The following is a 15858-nucleotide window of genomic DNA, read 5'->3' on the forward strand; positions in this document are numbered from 1 at the left end:
ACTCGCCTTGACCGAGTGCTAACGCCTTCCTAGAGTGAGGAGCTGGCACTCTCCCCGTGAGTGTGCCAACGGCGCTCCTGGCCCCGGCACCCGCGACGACGGTGGCCCGACAGCGCTCTTCGGACTCACGAACTACTCACATGCGAAGGGGAGGTCCGCTGTGTCGGTCTCCATCAAGCCCCTCGAGGACCGGATCGTCGTCAAGACGCTCGAGGCAGAGACGACGACCGCTTCCGGTCTCGTCATCCCGGACAGCGCCAAGGAGAAGCCCCAGGAGGGCGAGGTCCTGGCGGTCGGCCCCGGCCGTGTCGACGACAACGGCAACCGGGTCCCGCTCGACGTCGCCGTCGGCGACAAGGTGATCTACTCCAAGTACGGCGGTACCGAGGTCAAGTACGCGGGCGAGGAGCTCCTCATCCTCTCGGCCCGCGACATCCTGGCCGTCGTGGTCAAGTGATCTGACGCACCTCGTAGCACGGCCCCCTCGGTCCTCGGACCGAGGGGGCCGTTCTCGTTCCGGCCCGGACACGCGAGACCCCTCCGCGATCGCCGTTGATCGCCGGAGGGGTCTCGTGGACGTCAGGTCTCAGCCCACGCGCGTCCTGCGGCTGCGCTGAGCGAGGACGGCGGTGCGCTCGTCCTCCGACAGCCCGCCCCACACGCCGTAGGGCTCGCGCACCGTGAGCGACTGCTCGCGGCACTCCTTGATGACGGGGCAGGTGGCGCAGATGGCCTTGGCGGCCTCGGCGCGGCGGCGTCGCGCAGATCCACGCTCGCCCTCAGGGTGGAAGAACAGGTCCTGGTCTGCGTCACGGCACGCGCCCTCGAACTGCCACTCCCACAGATCCATCACGGGTCCGGGGAGTCGGGAGATCTCGGCCATGGTTTCCTCCTCAGTCGCTCCGTCACAGGCCGCGGATCGGCGGCTGTGCCGGAAGTTCGTGATGTACGGGTTGCCGTGGGGTGTGCCCCACGGGATGACGCGTTGGGGAGGACGTTACAACCGCTTCAAGAGTTGTTCAAGACCGGTTCGCCCCGCCATTCGATGAAGCGATTGGCCGCATTACCGCAGGTAGTCGATCCGTGTCCAGAGGTTCCCCCGGACGAACTTCGCGGCTCGGACTGGCACAATCGCGCCATGGTCATGTCTGGTGACGACGAGCCGCAGGCTGCCCACGCGCCCGCGCTCGCCGTCGCGGCCGTGGCCCGGCGCCTGGGCGTCGCACCTGCCACCCTGCGCACCTGGGACCGTCGCTACGGGCTCGGCCCGTCCGAGCACTCGGCCGGCGCGCACCGGCGGTACTCGTCGACGGACGTCGAGCGGCTGCTCGTCATGCGGCGCCTGACGCTCGACGGTGTCGCCCCCGCGGAGTCGGCCCGGATCGCGCTGGCCACCGACGTCGCCGCGCCCGCGGACGTGCGCCCGCCGACCGAGCGGACGCCGACGGCCGTCGTCGACGCGGCGCTCGCCGGCGACCTGGCCGCCTGCGCACGGGTCCTGGCCCTCTCGCCCGACGCCGACGTCCTGGCGTGGTGGACGGTCCTGGTCGAGCCCGCGCTCGACGCGCTCGCCCGCCGGACGGTCGTGGACCCCCCGGGCGTCGACGCGACCGCGACCGTGCACGCCGCCGCCCTCGCCGCCCTCCGCGACCGCACCGCCCCGTTCGAGGGGGCGCGCCGGCCGGTCGTGCTGGTGCTCGTCGTGCCGCGCGAACCGCGTCCGCTCGTCGCCCACGCCGTGGCCGGCGCCCTCGCGTCGCACGGCGTCGACGCGCGGATCGTCGGCGGACCCGGTGGCGTCCACCACGCGTTCGAGCTCGTCGCGATGACCCGCACGCGCGCCGTCGTCACGATCGGCGAGGGGCACCAGGTGGACCTCGAGGTCGTCGAGCGGATCGCCGAGCAGCACGCCGAGCTGCCGCAGTTCGTCATGGTGCCCGACCGGGCCTCCGCGTCCGTCCCGCTGGGGCGGTCGGTGCACCGCGCACACTCCTTCACGGGGCTGGTGCACGAGGTCCTGGCCGTCACGAGCCGTCCCAGCGAGGGTGTCGCGACCCCCGACCTGTAGGTCCCCCGGGGGTGTGATCAGCCATTTCACCCGCTCTATCGGGTGAGACATTCTGCGCTTGCGACGCATCGTCGGACGATTGCCCGCGCCGTGGTCCGCGTCGGTTGCCGGGAGAACTAACGTCACTCGTCCGGGCGACCGATACACGACAGGTGCCCCGCGTGGGGCCCGAGAGGGGATCAACATGGCAGGAGTCGTGGTGTGTCACGGCTCGGCAGTCGTGCGCGAGCGGCTGGTAGTGACATCGATCGGTGTGCCGGCGCTCGGACCTGTGCGTGCGGCCGCCACCGTCGACGAGCTGCTGAGCCTCGCGCGTCGGATGCCGCCGACCGTCGTGCTCCTGGACGCCCACCTGGGTGCGCCGGGTGCGATCGAGGCGATCCGCCGTCTGCGCGCCGTCGCCCCCTCCGCCGCGATCGTGCTCCTCGCCGTCCCGGACGACACCGTGGCGCTCGACCGGGCGCTCGCGCTCGGCGCCCGCGGATTCCTCGCACCGGACGTCGGCCGCGCCGAGCTGTCCGCCGTCGCCGCCCACGTGCTCGCCAGCCCCGCGCTGCCGGTCCCGTCCGGCGCCCGGACCTCGACCGTCGACGTGCCCAGCCAGGCCAGCTTCGCGCAGCGCTCCGGCTCCGGTGAGGGTCGCGTCTCGTCGGCCGTCCCCACGGACGCGGCAAACGCAGCACCGGTCGCCGGCCCGACCTCGGGTGCGATCGCCGGTGTGCCGCTGACCAAGCGCGAGATCGAGGTGCTGGTCGGCATGAGCAACGGACGCTCCAACGCCCAGATCGGTGCCGAGCTCTACCTCTCCGAGGACACGGTCAAGACCCACGCGCGTCGCCTGTTCCGCAAGCTGGGCGCGAACGACCGCGCTCAGGCGGTCGCGATCGGCCTGCGCCGGGGTCTCATCCAGTAACGCGGGATCCGGCACGCGCTCGCGCGCGCGTATCCTGAGACAATGACGGAGCCTTCGCCTGCCGACCCGTTCGCCCGGATCGGGCTGACCTACGACGACGTGCTCCTCCTGCCGGGGGAGACCGACGTGATCCCGAGCGAGGTGAACACCACCTCGCGCCTCACGCGGGAGATCTCCGTGCGCGTGCCGCTGCTGTCGGCCGCCATGGACACCGTCACCGAGTCGCGCATGGCGATCGCCATGGCGCGCCAGGGTGGCATCGGGATCCTGCACCGCAACCTGTCGATCGAGGACCAGGCGCACCAGGTCGACCTGGTCAAGCGCTCGGAGTCCGGCATGATCACGGACCCGGTGACGGTCTCGCCCGAGGCGACGCTGGCCGAGCTGGACGCCCTGTGCGGCACCTACCGCGTGTCCGGCCTCCCGGTGGTCGCGCCGGACGGGCTGCTCCTGGGCATCATCACCAACCGTGACCTGCGGTTCGTTCCGCCGGGCGAGTTCGAGAAGCTCCGCGTGCGCGAGATCATGACGGCGATGCCGCTGGTCACGGCCCCGGTCGGCATCGCGCGCGACGACGCTGCCGCGCTGCTCGCCAAGCACAAGATCGAGAAGCTCCCGCTGGTCGACGACTCGGGCATCCTGCGCGGCCTGATCACCGTCAAGGACTTCGTGAAGTCCGAGCAGTACCCCGACGCGACGAAGGACGGGGAGGGCCGGCTCGTCGTCGGTGCCGCCGTCGGGTTCTTCGGCGACGCGTGGGACCGCGTGACGGCGCTGGTCGAGGCCGGGGTGGACGTGCTCGTCGTCGACACGGCCAACGGCCACGCCCGCCTGATGCTCGACATGGTCCGCCGCATCAAGGGCGACCCCGGCACCAGGCACGTGCAGGTCATCGGCGGCAACATCGCGACCCGTGAGGGCGCCCAGGCGCTCGTCGACGCGGGTGTCGACGCCGTCAAGGTCGGCGTCGGTCCGGGCTCCATCTGCACCACGCGCGTCGTCGCCGGCGTCGGCGTCCCGCAGATCACCGCGATCTACGACGCGTCGCTGGCCGCCAAGCCCGCCGGCGTCCCGGTCATCGGCGACGGCGGCCTGCAGTACTCCGGTGACATCGCCAAGGCCCTCGTCGCCGGCGCGGACACCGTGATGCTCGGCGGTCTGCTGGCCGGCTGCGACGAGTCGCCCGGCGACCTCGTCTTCGTCAACGGCAAGCAGTTCAAGCGCTACCGCGGCATGGCGTCGCTGGGGGCCATGCAGTCGCGCGGCGACCGTCGCTCGTACTCCAAGGACCGCTACTTCCAGGGCGACCTGTCCGACGACGAGATCATCACCGAGGGCATCGAGGGCCAGGTCCCGTACCGCGGCCCGCTCGCGGCCGTCGCGCACCAGCTGATCGGTGGCCTGCACCAGTCGATGTTCTACGTCGGCGCTCGTACCGTCCCCGAGCTGCAGACCCGCGGCAAGTTCATCCGGATCACGCCGGCGGGGCTCAAGGAGTCGCACCCGCACGACGTCCAGATGGTCTCCGAGGCGCCGAACTACTCCGGCCGCTGACCTCGTTGGATCCCGCGGACTTCTACACGGGCCTGGTCGCGGAGCTCTACTCTCCGCTGCGGTCGTACTCGCCGTCGCCGCAGTCCTACGTCGCGTTCGTCGCCTCGAGCGGTGAGCCCGGCCTGGAGCTCGGCTGCGGCGACGGCGACCCCCTGCTCGCGCTGCGCGCCCTCGGGCTAGACGTCGACGGCGTCGACTCGTCGGCGGACATGTTGGACCGGCTGCGCTCGCGCGCGGCCGGCCTCGACGTGTCGGTGTTCCAGCAGCGGTTCGAGGACCTCGACCTGCCTCGGCGGTACCGGTCGATCTTCCTGGCCGGTGCGACGTTCAACCTCCTGCCGTCCGACGAGGCCGCCCTCGCCGCGCTCACGGGCATCCGCGCCCACCTCCTGCCCGAAGGCACCGCGGCGATCCCGCTGTGGATCCCGCCGCCCTCCGGCCGGGTCGGAGAGCTCCGCTCGGAGGTCGAACCGGACGGCGCCGTCATCCGGGTCTCGCTGCTCGACGAGGACCGCGACCCCGTCGCCCGGACGCGGCGCACGACGCTGCGCTACGAGCGCGTCCGGGACGGCGTCACGGAGACGGCCGACCGCGAGTGGCTGCTGCACTGGCACACGATCGACGGCTTCTCCCGACTCGCGTCGACCGCGGGCCTGCTGGTGGAGACCATCCGCGACGACGACGGTCGTCCCGCCGGCCGGGACGCGGACTCGTTCACGTTCCTCCTGCGCCCCGCGGCCTGACGTTCCTGCGCGTCCTCAGGCCAGCAGGGGGAGCTTGCGCACCAGCCGGTCGACCTGGTTGCGCGGGCCGACGATGCTGACGGCGATGTAGGCCGGCTCGTCGGCGCCCGCGATCCGCTCGAGGTACTCGTCGTACACGCGGATGGTCTGGGCGACGGCGGGCATGTCAGCGACGAACATGTCGGGGGAGGCCGCGGCACCGGCGCGGATCGCGCCCAGCTGCTCGGCGGGCGCCGCCAGGATCGTGCAGCCGACCCACGGGATGCCGGGGTGGTCGACACCGGACAGGTCGCGGGCCGCCGGGCCGAGCAGGCCGTCCACGCCCGCGGTCGTCGCCGCAGCCACGCACACGGCGGCGTTCGCCGCGCGCCCGGCCGGCAGGTCCTGGTCCACGACGACGACCCACTTCAACCGCGCGGCGCGGGTGGACTCGCCCAGCGCGATCTCCTCCGGCGCGAACCCGATCCGGTCCGTCATATCGACCGACATGTGTGCGTCCTGCTTCGCATTCGTCCGTACTGACACCAGAATGCTAAGCAGACGTGCGGGTGGACTCCAAGCGTTCCGTACGACGTACGGCTAGCATGGGCGCATGGCCGATCTCGACGAACTTGATACGGCGATCCTGCGCGAGCTGCAGGTGGATGCACGGCGGACCAACCGCGACATCGCCGCCGCGGTGGGGGTCTCGCCGACCACGGCGCTCGACCGCACGCGGTCCCTGCGCGAGCGCGGGGTGATCCGTGGCGCGGTGCTCGACGTCGACCTCGCGCAGATCGGTCGACCGGTGCAGGCGATGATCGCGCTGCGCATCCGGCCGCCGACGCGGCAGAACATCGAGCGGTTCCGCACCTGGGCCGCAGCGCTGCCCGAGGTGGTCGGCGTGTTCGTCACCAGCGGCACCGAGGACTTCGTGCTGCACGTCGCGGTCGCGGACAACGACCGGCTCTACGCGTTCGTCATCGACCGGCTCACGGAACGGCCGGAGATCGCCGACGTGCGGACGTCGATCGTCTTCGAGCACCTGCGCAGCGCGCGGATCGAGCCGGTCACCCGTCGGTAGGGGCGACCGGCTTCGACCTCAGTCGCGGAACGTCTCGATGCGGGCGCCCAGCTGGACCAGGCGGTCCTGGAGCTGCTCGTAGCCGCGGGCGATGATGTCGACGTCGCGCAGCACGGACGTGCCCTTGGCGGCGAGCATGGCGAGCAGGATGACGACGGCCGGGCGGAGCGCCGGCGGGCAGGACACCTCGGCGCCCGACCAGTGCGTCGGGCCGCTGACCTGGAGGCGGTGCGCGTCGAGCAGGCGGACGTCGGCGCCCAGGCGGGTCAGGTCGGTCAGGTGGATGGCCCGGCCCTCGTAGACCCAGTCGTGGATCAACGTGGTGCCCGTCGCGCAGGCGGCGATCGCTGCGAAGAACGGCAGGTTGTCGATGTTCAGGCCCGGGAACGGCATCGGGTGGATCTTGTCGATCGGTGCCCGCAGGTCGCTCGGGTACACCGTCACGTCGACGAGCCGGGTGCGGCCGTTCTGGGCGGCGTACTCGTCCGACAGCGAGAAGCGCAGGCCCATCTCGGCCAGCGTGGCCAGCTCGATCTCCATGAACTCGATCGGCACGCGCCCCACGGTGATCTCCGACGAGGTCACGATGCCCGCGGTCAGCAGGCTCATGGCCTCGACCGGGTCCTCGGAGACCGCGTACTCGACCTCGGCGTCGATCTCGGCCAGGCCGTGCACGCGCAGCGTCGTGGTGCCGATGCCGTCGATCCGGACGCCGAGGAGCTCCAGGTAGAAGCACAGGTCCTGGACCATGTAGTTCGGGCTCGCGTTGCGGATCGTCGTGATGCCCGTGCGGCGGGCCGCGGCCATGATGACGTTCTCGGTGACGGTGTCGCCGCGCTCGGTCAGGACGACCGACAGGTCCGTGCGCTCGGACCGCTCGACCAGCGCGTGGTAGTCGCCGGCGGTCGCCGTGACCTCCAGGCCGAACGGCCGCAGCCCGATCAGGTGCGGCTCCACGGTGCGGGTGCCCAGGTCGCAGCCGCCCGCGTAGGGCAGGCGGAACTCGTCCTGCTGACCCAGCAGCGGGCCGAGGAACATGATGATCGACCGCGTGCGACGGGCAGCGTCGACGTCGATCTTCTCGAGCTGCAGGCGGTCGGGGACGACGATCTCCAGGTCGCGGCCGTCGGTCGACCAGACGGCCTTCACGCCGACGGAGCGCAGCACCTCGACGATGCGGTCGACCTCGACGATCCGGGCGACGTTGCGCAGGCGGGTGGTGCCGCGGTTGAGCAGCGACGCGCACAGCAGGGCGACGGCGCCGTTCTTGCTGGTGTTGACGTCGATCCGGCCGCTGAGGGTCTGGCCGCCCTGCACGCGCAGGTGGGTCCGCTGCGGGCCGCCGAGCGTCACGATGGGGGAGTCGAGCGCGGCGCCGATGCGGGTGAGCATCTCGAGGCTGACGTTCTGCGCACCCTGCTCGATGCGGTGGATGGCCGACTGGCTGGTGCCCAGACGCTCCGCGAGCTGCGCCTGCGTGAGGCCCTGGTGCTGCCGTGCCGAGCGGACCAGCGAGCCGACGTGGGCCAGCGGGTCGGTGGCGATCGGGAACGAACCCGTGGTGAGCGGAACCGGGGTACTGGTGGTCGTCATGGGGAAGACGCTAACTCATGGATGAGATATTGCCACCCCGGATCGGGGTGTCGAACGGGCCCATAGAGGCGAATCTCACCCGGCGCAACTCAACCGCGATATGACCTACCTCACCAGAGCGTGCCGACCGGCTTCCGTGCAGGCCAGACGTCCGATACCTGCGGGCCGTCGAGGCCCTGCTCCAGACGCCAGGCGTTCAGACCCTCGGCCCAGGCCTGGTGCGCGGTCGACTGGTACTCGTGCAGCGTGTCCAGATCGAGCGATGCGAGGTGCGGGAAGCGCCCCACGATGCGCTCGAGCACGTCCAGCGTCGCGACGACGTCGACGTCGGCCGTGTGCAGGGCCCCGGACTCGACGACCTCGTAGTACCCGCACAGGTCGACGAGCTTGCGCTTGCCGCGGCGCTCCTGGTCCTCCGCCCGGTCGAGCACGAGCGGGTCGATCACCGGGCGGGCCTCGTTGTAGAGCCGGTCCGGCAAGGTCTTGAGCCTGTGCCGACGCAGCTCGGCGTCGAGCAGGCAGAGGTCGAACGTCGCGTTGTAGGCCACGACCGGGACGCCGTCCCGGAACGCCTGCGCCAGCTCGGTCGCGATCTCCTCGAGCGCCTCTTTCGGCTTGCTGCCGTGCCTGCGCGCGTGGTCGGTGGAGATTCCGTGGATCGCCGCGGCGGCCTCGGGGATGTCGATGCCCGGGTTGATCAGCCAGCTGCGGATGTGGGTGCCGGTCTCGTCGCGACGGACCAGTGCGGCGGTGACGATGCGGTCGTTGTCGACGTCGATGCCCGTGGTCTCCGTGTCGAAGCCCAGCAGCGGCCCGTCCGTCCAGCTCATCGTCGTGGTGCCCTTCGTTCGAATACCGCCAGAGTGCCACCGAGGTCTGACACGACCCCGCAGGACACCCCGCGTGGCGCGGGTCGGGGCCCCGGTAGCCTTGCCCGGTGAGCAACGACATCGAGATCGGACGCGGCAAGCGCGGGCGCCGCGCGTACTCCTTCGACGACGTCGCCGTCGTCCCGTCGCGCCGTACGCGTGACCCGGAGGAGGTCTCGGTCGGCTGGCAGATCGACGCCTACCACTTCGACCTCCCGGTCGTCGCCGCCCCGATGGACTCGGTGATGAGCCCCGCGACGGCGGTCGCGCTCGGTCAGGCGGGCGGCCTCGGCGTGCTGGACCTCGAGGGTCTGTGGACGCGGTACGAGGACCCGACGCCGCTGCTGGAGGAGATCGCGACGTTCGACTCCGCCGGCGCGACCGCCCGCATGCAGGAGATCTACGCCGCCCCGATCCAGCCCGAGCTGATCACCGCCCGCCTCAAGGAGGTGCGCGCCGCCGGGGTCACGGTGGCCGGGGCGCTCAGCCCGCAGCGCACCAACGAGTTCTGGCGCACGGTCGTCGACGCCGGCGTGGACCTGTTCGTCATCCGCGGCACCACGGTCTCCGCCGAGCACGTGTCGGGCCGCGCCGAGCCGCTCAACCTCAAGCGCTTCATCTACGAGCTCGACGTCCCGGTGATCGTCGGCGGCGCGTCCACCTACACGGCGGCCCTGCACCTCATGCGGACCGGTGCGGCGGGCGTCCTGGTCGGCTTCGGCGGCGGCGCCGCGCACACCACGCGCCTCGCGCTCGGCATCCACGCCCCCATGGCGTCGGCCGTCGCCGACGTCGCGGCGGCCCGGCGGGACTACCTCGACGAGTCGGGCGGACGCTACGTGCACGTCATCGCCGACGGCGGCGTGGGCCGCTCCGGCGACCTGGTCAAGGCCGTCGCGTGCGGTGCGGACGCGGTCATGCTGGGCGCGGCGCTGGCCCGTGCGATCGAGGCTCCGGGCCGCGGCTGGCACTGGGGTCCCGAGGCGCACCACCTCGAGCTGCCGCGCGGCGAGCGGGTCGAGGTCGGCACCGCCGGGACGCTCGAGCAGATCCTGTTCGGCCCCGGCCACACGGCCGACGGCACCCTCAACCTCATCGGAGCGCTGCGCCGTGCGATGGCCACGACCGGCTACTCCGACCTCAAGGAGTTCCAGCGCGTCGAGGTCGTCGTGAGCCCGTACCAGCCGCATTGATCCCCTCCCGGCGATGTCCGAGCGTGCCCGAAACGGGCGCACTCGGGCATCGCTTTGCGTCCGGTGACCACTGAACGCGCGTGCAAATGCCCATATCAACGCCCGTTTACCGCCGAATGTGCCCGAATTGCTTGACATGCCTGTGTTCTGAGGAGCACCCTGGAGCCACTGGACGCCGACGACAGGGTCGGCGCAGCGGACGACGGAGTCGACGTGTACGCACCGGAGCGGCACCAGCAGATCCTCGCCACGGCGCGCGCCGAGGGCCGGGTCGACGTGAACAGGCTCGCCGAGGCCCTCCAGGTCACGGCCGAGACGGTCCGCCGCGACCTCACGATCCTCGAGCGGCACGGCCTGGTCCGTCGGGTCCACGGCGGGGCGATCCCCGTGGAGCGGCTCGGGTTCGAACCGGGCGTCGCCGACCGCGAGGGCAAGTTCGCAGGGGAGAAGGAGCGGATCGCGAAGGCGGCGCTCGACGAGCTCCCCGACGGCGGAGCGGTGATCTTCGACGCCGGGACGACGACGGTCCGGCTGGCCGAGCTGCTGCCGACGGACCGCGAGCTGACCGTCGTCACGCACGCGCTGCCCGTGGCCATGATCCTCGCCACCCGCCCGGGCATCACCCTGCACCTCGTCGGCGGAACCGTCCGCGGACGGACCCTGGCCGCCGTCGGGTCCTGGGCCGAGCGGGAGCTCGCCGACATCCACGCCGACGTCGCGTTCATCGGCACCAACGGCCTGAGCGTCGAGCACGGGCTCACCACGCCGGACCTCGCGGAGGCCGCGGTCAAGCGGGCGCTCGTCGCCAATGCGCGCCGCACGGTCGTCCTCACGGACCACTCGAAGATCGGCCGGGTCGAGTTCGCGCACGTCGTGCCCCTGAGCGCGATCGACACCGTCATCACCGACAGCGGCGCCGAGCCCGAGCTCGTCGACGAGATCGAGGCCGCCGGCCCGCGGGTGGTGACGGCGTGATCGTCACGGTGACGCCCAACCCGAGCCTCGACCGCGCGCTCGAGCTCGACCGCCTCGAGGTGGGCGAGGTCAACCGCGCCGACCGCTCGCACGTCCACCCGGGCGGCAAGGGCATCAACGTCTCCCGCGTGCTCGTCCGCAACGGCGTCGCGTCCCTCGCGGTGCTCCCCACCGGCGGGCCCGACGGCCGGCGCCTGGTCGAGCTTCTCGACGAGCAGGGCGTCACCTCCGTCGCGGTCCCGGTGCACGGCGACACGCGCACCAACCTGACGCTCGTCGAGGCCGGCGGAGCGACGACGAAGGTCAACGCCCCCGGTCCGCGGCTCACGCCCGCCGAGGTCGACGCGCTGCTCGCGGCCGTCGAGCAGCAGCTCGCGCACCGGCCGCTCGTGCTCGTGGGAGCGGGCAGCCTCCCGCTGGGCGCGTCCGAGACGTTCTTCGTCCGGCTGGCCGACCTGGCCGCCCGCCACGGCGTCCCGTTCGCTCTGGACACCTCCGGAGGTCCGCTGTCCGAGGCCGTCCGCGCCGGCGGGCTCGCCGTGGTCAAGCCGAACGACGAGGAGCTGGCCGACCTCGTCGGTCGCGAGCTGGTGACCGTCGGCGACGTGGTGGACGCCTCCCACGAGGTCCTGGCCGCCGGCAACCGTGCGGTCCTGGTCAGCCTCGGCGCGCACGGCGCGATCCTCGTCGACGCCGACGAGGTCTGGTGGGCCGGCGGCCCGCCCATCGTCCCGGTGTCCACCGTCGGCGCGGGCGACTCGACCCTCGCCGGGTACCTCTGCGCGGACGGATCCGGCGGCGACCGCCTCCGGACCGCGGTCGCGTTCGGCCGGGCCGCCGTCCTGCTGCCCGGCACCGCAGTCCCCGACCCCCTCGACATCGACCCGGGCGCCGTCCGGGTCGTGCACAACCCCGATCCCCGACTCGCCCTCAAGGAGATGTGACGTGAGCACCCCACTGATCACCCCGGAACTCGTCGCCGTCGACCTCGTCGCCACCGACCGTGACGACGCGACCCGTCAGCTGATCGACCTGCTCTACGCGGCGGGCCGCGTCACCGACGCCGACGGCTTCCACGCCGACGTGCGGGCCCGCGAGGCGCAGATGGCGACCGGGATGCCGGGCGGGATCGGTCTTCCGCACGCGCGGTCCGCCCACGTCACCGCGCCCAGCCTGGCGGTCGGCAAGGTCGCCGCCGGCGTCGACTTCGGGGCTCCCGACGGGCCCGCCACCCTCATCTTCCTGATCGCCGCCCCGGACTCCGGCGACAGCGACCACCTGCAGATCCTCGCGGCGCTCGCCCGCCGCCTGGTCCACGAGTCCTTCCGCACGTCGCTCAAGGACGCCGGCGATGCAGCAACCGTCGCCGACATCGTCACCCGAGAGGTTGTCCCGTCATGAAGCTCGTCGCCGTCTCGTCCTGCCCCACGGGCATCGCCCATACGTACATGGCCGCCGAGGCCCTCGAGCAGGCCGGCAAGGCCGCCGGGCACGAGGTCCACGTCGAGACCCAGGGCGCCGCAGGGTCCACCCCGCTCGACCCTGCGATCATCGCCGCGGCGGACGGCGTCATCTACGCCGCCGACCTCGAGGTCAAGGACAAGGGCCGGTTCGCGGGCAAGCCGTTCATCGACGTGGGCGTGAAGAAGGCCGTGCACGACGCACCCGGCGTCATCGCGGCGGCGGTCGCGGCCGTCGAGGCGGGCGTTCCGGCGGGTACGCCGGCGGCGCCCACCGGTCCGGTGACGAAGGTCGACCGCAACGCGGGCGTCGGCACCAGGATCCGCCAGTGGCTCATGACCGGCGTCTCCTACATGATCCCGTTCGTCGCGGCGGGAGGGATCCTCATCGCCCTGGGATTCATGGTCGCCCAGTTCGCCGGCGGCAGCGACGGCGTCGTCGCCGTGACCAGCATCCCGGTGACGCACCTGCTGAACGACTTCGCCGTCACCAACGGCATGGACTGGGCGGCGCTGCTGTTCCAGACGGGCGCGGTCGCGTTCGGGTTCCTCGTGCCGATCCTGTCCGGGTTCATCGCCTACGCGATCGCCGACCGGCCCGGCCTCGTGCCCGGCATCGTCGGCGGCGCGATCTCGGTGGTCGTCGGCGCCGGCTTCCTCGGCGGCCTGGTCACCGGCTTCCTGGCCGGCTTCCTGGCCCTGTGGATCAGCCGCTGGAAGGTGCCGAAGGGCGTACGCGGCGTCATGCCGGTCGTGGTGATCCCGCTGCTGTCCACGTTCGCCGTCGGGCTCGTGATGTTCCTGATCATCGGGCAGCCGATCGCGAGCCTGATGGACGGACTGAGCAGCTGGCTGAACGGCCTGTCCGGGTCCAACCTCGTCCTGCTCGGCGCGCTGCTCGGCGCGATGATGGGCTTCGACCTGGGCGGCCCGATCAACAAGGTCGCGTACACGTTCGCCGTGACCGGCCTGGCCACCGAGGGCCTGGCGACGGACGCCGTCCAGTACCGGATCATGGCCACGGTCATGGCGGCCGGCATGGTCGCCCCGCTCGCCATGGCCCTGGCCACGGTCGTCCGCAAGAAGCTGTTCACGCACGCCGAGCGGGAGAACGGCAAGGCCGCCTGGCTCCTCGGACTGTCGTTCATCTCCGAGGGTGCGATCCCGTTCGCGGCCGCCGACCCGTGGCGCGTGATCGTCTCGTCCCTCGTCGGCTCGAGCGCCACCGGTGCCCTGGTCATGGCGATGGGGTCCGGGCAGCGCGCACCGCACGGTGGCATCTGGGTCCTGCCGCTCATCTCGAACCCGGCCGGGTTCCTCCTGGCCGTCGTCGTCGGCACCGTGATCTCCGCCGGTCTGGTCATCGCGCTCAAGAGCGCGCGGACCAACGAGTTCGTCCTGGCCGAGCAGGCGGCGGACGCCGAGGCCGAAGCCGCCGACGCCCAGTCGCTCGTCGCGACCGCAGCCTGACCCTCGAACCTCTCGATCGGAGAAGATCCCATGTCCCAGCGCACCGTCGTCGTCGCGTCCCGCGTCGGCCTGCACGCCCGTCCCGCGATGCTCTTCACGCAGGCCGTCGCCGAGACCGGACTGCCCGTGACCATCGCCCGCCCGGGCGGGGAGCCGGTCGACGCCGGCAGCATCCTGTTCGTCATGTCGCTCGGCGTGCCGGGCGGCGAGGAGGTCACCCTCACGGCCGAGGGCGAGGGGGCCGACGCCGCGCTCGACGGGCTGGTCGACCTGCTGGCCACGGACCTGGACGCGCAGGAGGCGTCGTGAGCGCGCCGACGCTCGGTCACGTGATGCAGGGCGTCGGCGTCGGTCGCCGCGCCGTCGTCGGACCCGTCGCCCAGGTCCGACCCGCGCCGCACGTCGACCCGGACGCGCCTCTGCTGGTCGACGGCGTGCCCGCCGACCTCGCGACCGCGCACGCCGTCGTCGAGTCCGCGTTCGGCGACGTCGCCGCCGGTCTGCGCGAGCAGTCGGCCCGGTCCGCCGGCACCGTGAAGGACGTGCTCGCGGCCACGGCCCAGATGGCCGACGACCGCGCGCTGCGGAACCAGGTGCTGGCGCGGATCGACGCCGGCGAGCCCGTGGTGAGCGCGATCGACGGCGTGGTGGCGACGTTCGCGGCCATGTTCGAGCAGGCCGGCGGCTACCTCGCCGAGCGGGTCACGGACCTGCGCTCGGTGCGCGACCGGGTCGTGGCCCGCTCGCTCGGCCTCCCCGCACCGGGGGTCCCTGCGCTCGACCGGCCGTCGGTCGTCGTCGCGCAGGACCTGGCGCCGGCCGACACGGCCGCGCTCGACCTGGCGAACGTGCTGGCGATCGTCACCGAGCTCGGCGGTCCGACGGGCCACACGGCGATCATCGCCGGGCAGCTCGGGCTGCCGTGCATCGTCCGCGTGAGCGGTGCGACGTCGATCGAGGACGGCACGGTCGTCGCCGTCGACGCCGCCGCCGGCACGGTGACCACCGACCCCGACGACGCCCAGCGCGCCGAGCTGGTCCGGCGGGCTGCCGTCGAGACCGCGCTCGAGTCCGACACCGGCCCCGGCGGAACCTCCGACGGCCGGCCGGTCGCGCTGCTCGCCAACATCGGCACCGCGCAGGACGCGGCCCGCGTCGCCGGCGGCGCCGTCGAGGGCGTCGGCCTGTTCCGCACCGAGGTCCTGTTCCTCGAGCGGGGGGGGGGGGCGCGCGGGCGCGGACAAGCCCCTCGCCTTCGCGACGCAGCCCGACGAGGAGAACCCTGCCCTCGGCGTGCGCGGCTACCGGCTGGTCCGGACGCATCCCGAGCTGCTGGACACCCAGCTGCGGGCGCTCGCGCAGGCTCAGGCTCAGACGGGCACGACCCCCTGGGTCATGGCGCCGATGATCGCCACCGCGCAGGAAGCCCGTGCGTTCGCCGCCCGGGCGCGGGCCGCGGGCGTCGCCACCGTCGGCGTGATGATCGAGGTGCCCGCCGCCGCCCTGCGCGCACGGGAGATCCTCGCCGAGGTCGACTTCGTCTCGCTGGGTACCAACGACCTGGCGCAGTACACGATGGCGACCGACCGGTTGCGGGGCGAGCTGGCCGACCTGCTCGATCCGTGGCAGCCCGCGGTGCTGGACCTCGTGGAGGCCACGGCACGGGCGGGCGCCGAGGCGCGCAAGCCCGTGGGGGTGTGCGGGGAGTCCGCCTCGGACCCCGTCCTCGCTCTCGTGCTCGTCGGGCTCGGGGTGACCAGCCTGTCGATGTCGGCGGGCGCGGTCCCGGCCGTCCGGTACGCGCTGCGGCACCACTCGACCTCGGAGTGCGCGACGATGGCGGCCTGCGCGCTGGCGGCCCCGTCGGCGACCGAGAGCAGGGCGGCCGTCGTCGAGCTGCTCCACCCGGACGTGCGCGAGACGCTCGGCGTGTAGTCCGGGTTCCTCAGGAGCCGCG

The 15858-nt window shown here is 72.5% G+C and carries 17 protein-coding genes and 1 pseudogene; 14 read left to right on the forward strand and 4 right to left on the reverse strand.

Annotation, left to right across the window (positions count from 1 at the left end):
- The first annotated feature begins 160 nt into the window (after positions 1-160).
- Entirely contained in the window at positions 161-457 is a 297-nt protein-coding gene (groES, locus tag AC1DUE_RS15190; RefSeq protein ID WP_477040242.1) for a co-chaperone GroES, read from the forward strand.
- Positions 458-586: 129 nt separating this feature from the next.
- On the opposite strand, the gene AC1DUE_RS15195 is transcribed toward groES, so the two are convergent.
- A complete protein-coding gene (locus AC1DUE_RS15195; protein ID WP_477040243.1) occupies positions 587-883 on the reverse strand; it encodes a WhiB family transcriptional regulator in 297 nt (98 codons plus the stop codon).
- Positions 884-1138: 255 nt separating this feature from the next.
- Between AC1DUE_RS15195 and AC1DUE_RS15200 the strand changes: the two genes are divergently transcribed.
- The 4 genes from AC1DUE_RS15200 to AC1DUE_RS15215 all read left to right on the forward strand — a co-directional run bounded on the left by AC1DUE_RS15200 (position 1139) and on the right by AC1DUE_RS15215 (position 5278).
- Complete coding sequence (locus tag AC1DUE_RS15200) at positions 1139-2068, forward strand: MerR family transcriptional regulator (RefSeq protein ID WP_477040244.1); 930 nt, start codon at positions 1139-1141, stop codon at positions 2066-2068.
- 184 nt (positions 2069-2252) lie between these two features.
- Positions 2253-2981: a response regulator transcription factor gene (locus AC1DUE_RS15205; RefSeq protein ID WP_477040245.1), complete on the forward strand. Its 729-nt coding sequence runs from the start codon at positions 2253-2255 to the stop codon at positions 2979-2981.
- A gap of 42 nt (positions 2982-3023) precedes the next feature.
- The gene (gene guaB / locus AC1DUE_RS15210) at positions 3024-4535 is read left to right on the forward strand and encodes an IMP dehydrogenase (protein ID WP_477040246.1); all 1512 of its coding nucleotides are present in this window, start codon (positions 3024-3026) and stop codon (positions 4533-4535) included.
- A gap of 5 nt (positions 4536-4540) precedes the next feature.
- The gene (locus tag AC1DUE_RS15215) at positions 4541-5278 is read left to right on the forward strand and encodes a class I SAM-dependent methyltransferase (RefSeq protein WP_477040247.1); all 738 of its coding nucleotides are present in this window, start codon (positions 4541-4543) and stop codon (positions 5276-5278) included.
- A gap of 15 nt (positions 5279-5293) precedes the next feature.
- Here the strand turns inward: AC1DUE_RS15215 and AC1DUE_RS15220 are convergent, their stop codons facing one another.
- Positions 5294-5767, reverse strand: coding sequence for a DUF2000 domain-containing protein (locus AC1DUE_RS15220; RefSeq protein ID WP_477040248.1), 474 nt, complete (start codon positions 5765-5767; stop codon positions 5294-5296).
- A gap of 103 nt (positions 5768-5870) precedes the next feature.
- On the opposite strand from AC1DUE_RS15220, the gene AC1DUE_RS15225 reads away from it, so the two are divergent.
- Positions 5871-6341, forward strand: coding sequence for an Lrp/AsnC family transcriptional regulator (locus AC1DUE_RS15225; protein WP_477040249.1), 471 nt, complete (start codon positions 5871-5873; stop codon positions 6339-6341).
- 18 nt (positions 6342-6359) lie between these two features.
- Here the strand turns inward: AC1DUE_RS15225 and AC1DUE_RS15230 are convergent, their stop codons facing one another.
- Together AC1DUE_RS15230 and AC1DUE_RS15235 are read right to left on the reverse strand one after the other, a co-directional pair.
- On the reverse strand, positions 6360-7934 hold the full coding sequence (locus tag AC1DUE_RS15230) for a helix-turn-helix domain-containing protein (RefSeq protein ID WP_477040250.1): 1575 nt from the start codon (positions 7932-7934) through the stop codon (positions 6360-6362).
- Positions 7935-8044: 110 nt separating this feature from the next.
- A complete protein-coding gene (locus AC1DUE_RS15235; RefSeq protein ID WP_477040251.1) occupies positions 8045-8764 on the reverse strand; it encodes an exonuclease domain-containing protein in 720 nt (239 codons plus the stop codon).
- Between the two features lie 107 nt (positions 8765-8871).
- Between AC1DUE_RS15235 and AC1DUE_RS15240 the strand changes: the two genes are divergently transcribed.
- The 8 genes and pseudogenes from AC1DUE_RS15240 to AC1DUE_RS15275 all read left to right on the forward strand — a co-directional run bounded on the left by AC1DUE_RS15240 (position 8872) and on the right by AC1DUE_RS15275 (position 15836).
- The gene (locus AC1DUE_RS15240; protein WP_477040252.1) at positions 8872-9996 is read left to right on the forward strand and encodes a GuaB3 family IMP dehydrogenase-related protein; all 1125 of its coding nucleotides are present in this window, start codon (positions 8872-8874) and stop codon (positions 9994-9996) included.
- Between the two features lie 213 nt (positions 9997-10209).
- A complete protein-coding gene (locus AC1DUE_RS15245; RefSeq protein WP_477040253.1) occupies positions 10210-10971 on the forward strand; it encodes a DeoR/GlpR family DNA-binding transcription regulator in 762 nt (253 codons plus the stop codon).
- Complete coding sequence (gene pfkB, locus AC1DUE_RS15250; RefSeq protein WP_477040254.1) at positions 10968-11915, forward strand: 1-phosphofructokinase; 948 nt, start codon at positions 10968-10970, stop codon at positions 11913-11915. The genes AC1DUE_RS15245 and pfkB overlap by 4 nt, the downstream gene beginning before the upstream one ends.
- A gap of 1 nt (position 11916) precedes the next feature.
- Positions 11917-12372, forward strand: coding sequence for a PTS sugar transporter subunit IIA (locus AC1DUE_RS15255; RefSeq protein WP_477040255.1), 456 nt, complete (start codon positions 11917-11919; stop codon positions 12370-12372).
- Positions 12369-13901 (forward strand): PTS fructose transporter subunit IIC, encoded by a 1533-nt coding sequence (locus AC1DUE_RS15260; protein ID WP_477040256.1) that lies wholly within the window; start codon positions 12369-12371, stop codon positions 13899-13901. The genes AC1DUE_RS15255 and AC1DUE_RS15260 overlap by 4 nt, the downstream gene beginning before the upstream one ends.
- A gap of 30 nt (positions 13902-13931) precedes the next feature.
- Positions 13932-14210 (forward strand): HPr family phosphocarrier protein, encoded by a 279-nt coding sequence (locus tag AC1DUE_RS15265; RefSeq protein ID WP_477040257.1) that lies wholly within the window; start codon positions 13932-13934, stop codon positions 14208-14210.
- A gap of 23 nt (positions 14211-14233) precedes the next feature.
- Positions 14234-15061 (forward strand): annotated as a pseudogene (locus AC1DUE_RS15270) (PEP-utilizing enzyme); the annotation flags it as partial.
- Positions 15062-15194: 133 nt separating this feature from the next.
- Positions 15195-15836, forward strand: coding sequence for a putative PEP-binding protein (locus AC1DUE_RS15275; protein ID WP_477040258.1), 642 nt, complete (start codon positions 15195-15197; stop codon positions 15834-15836).
- The last annotated feature ends 22 nt before the right edge of the window (positions 15837-15858 follow it).

Source organism: Cellulomonas sp. P4_A2 (genome assembly GCF_056402515.1).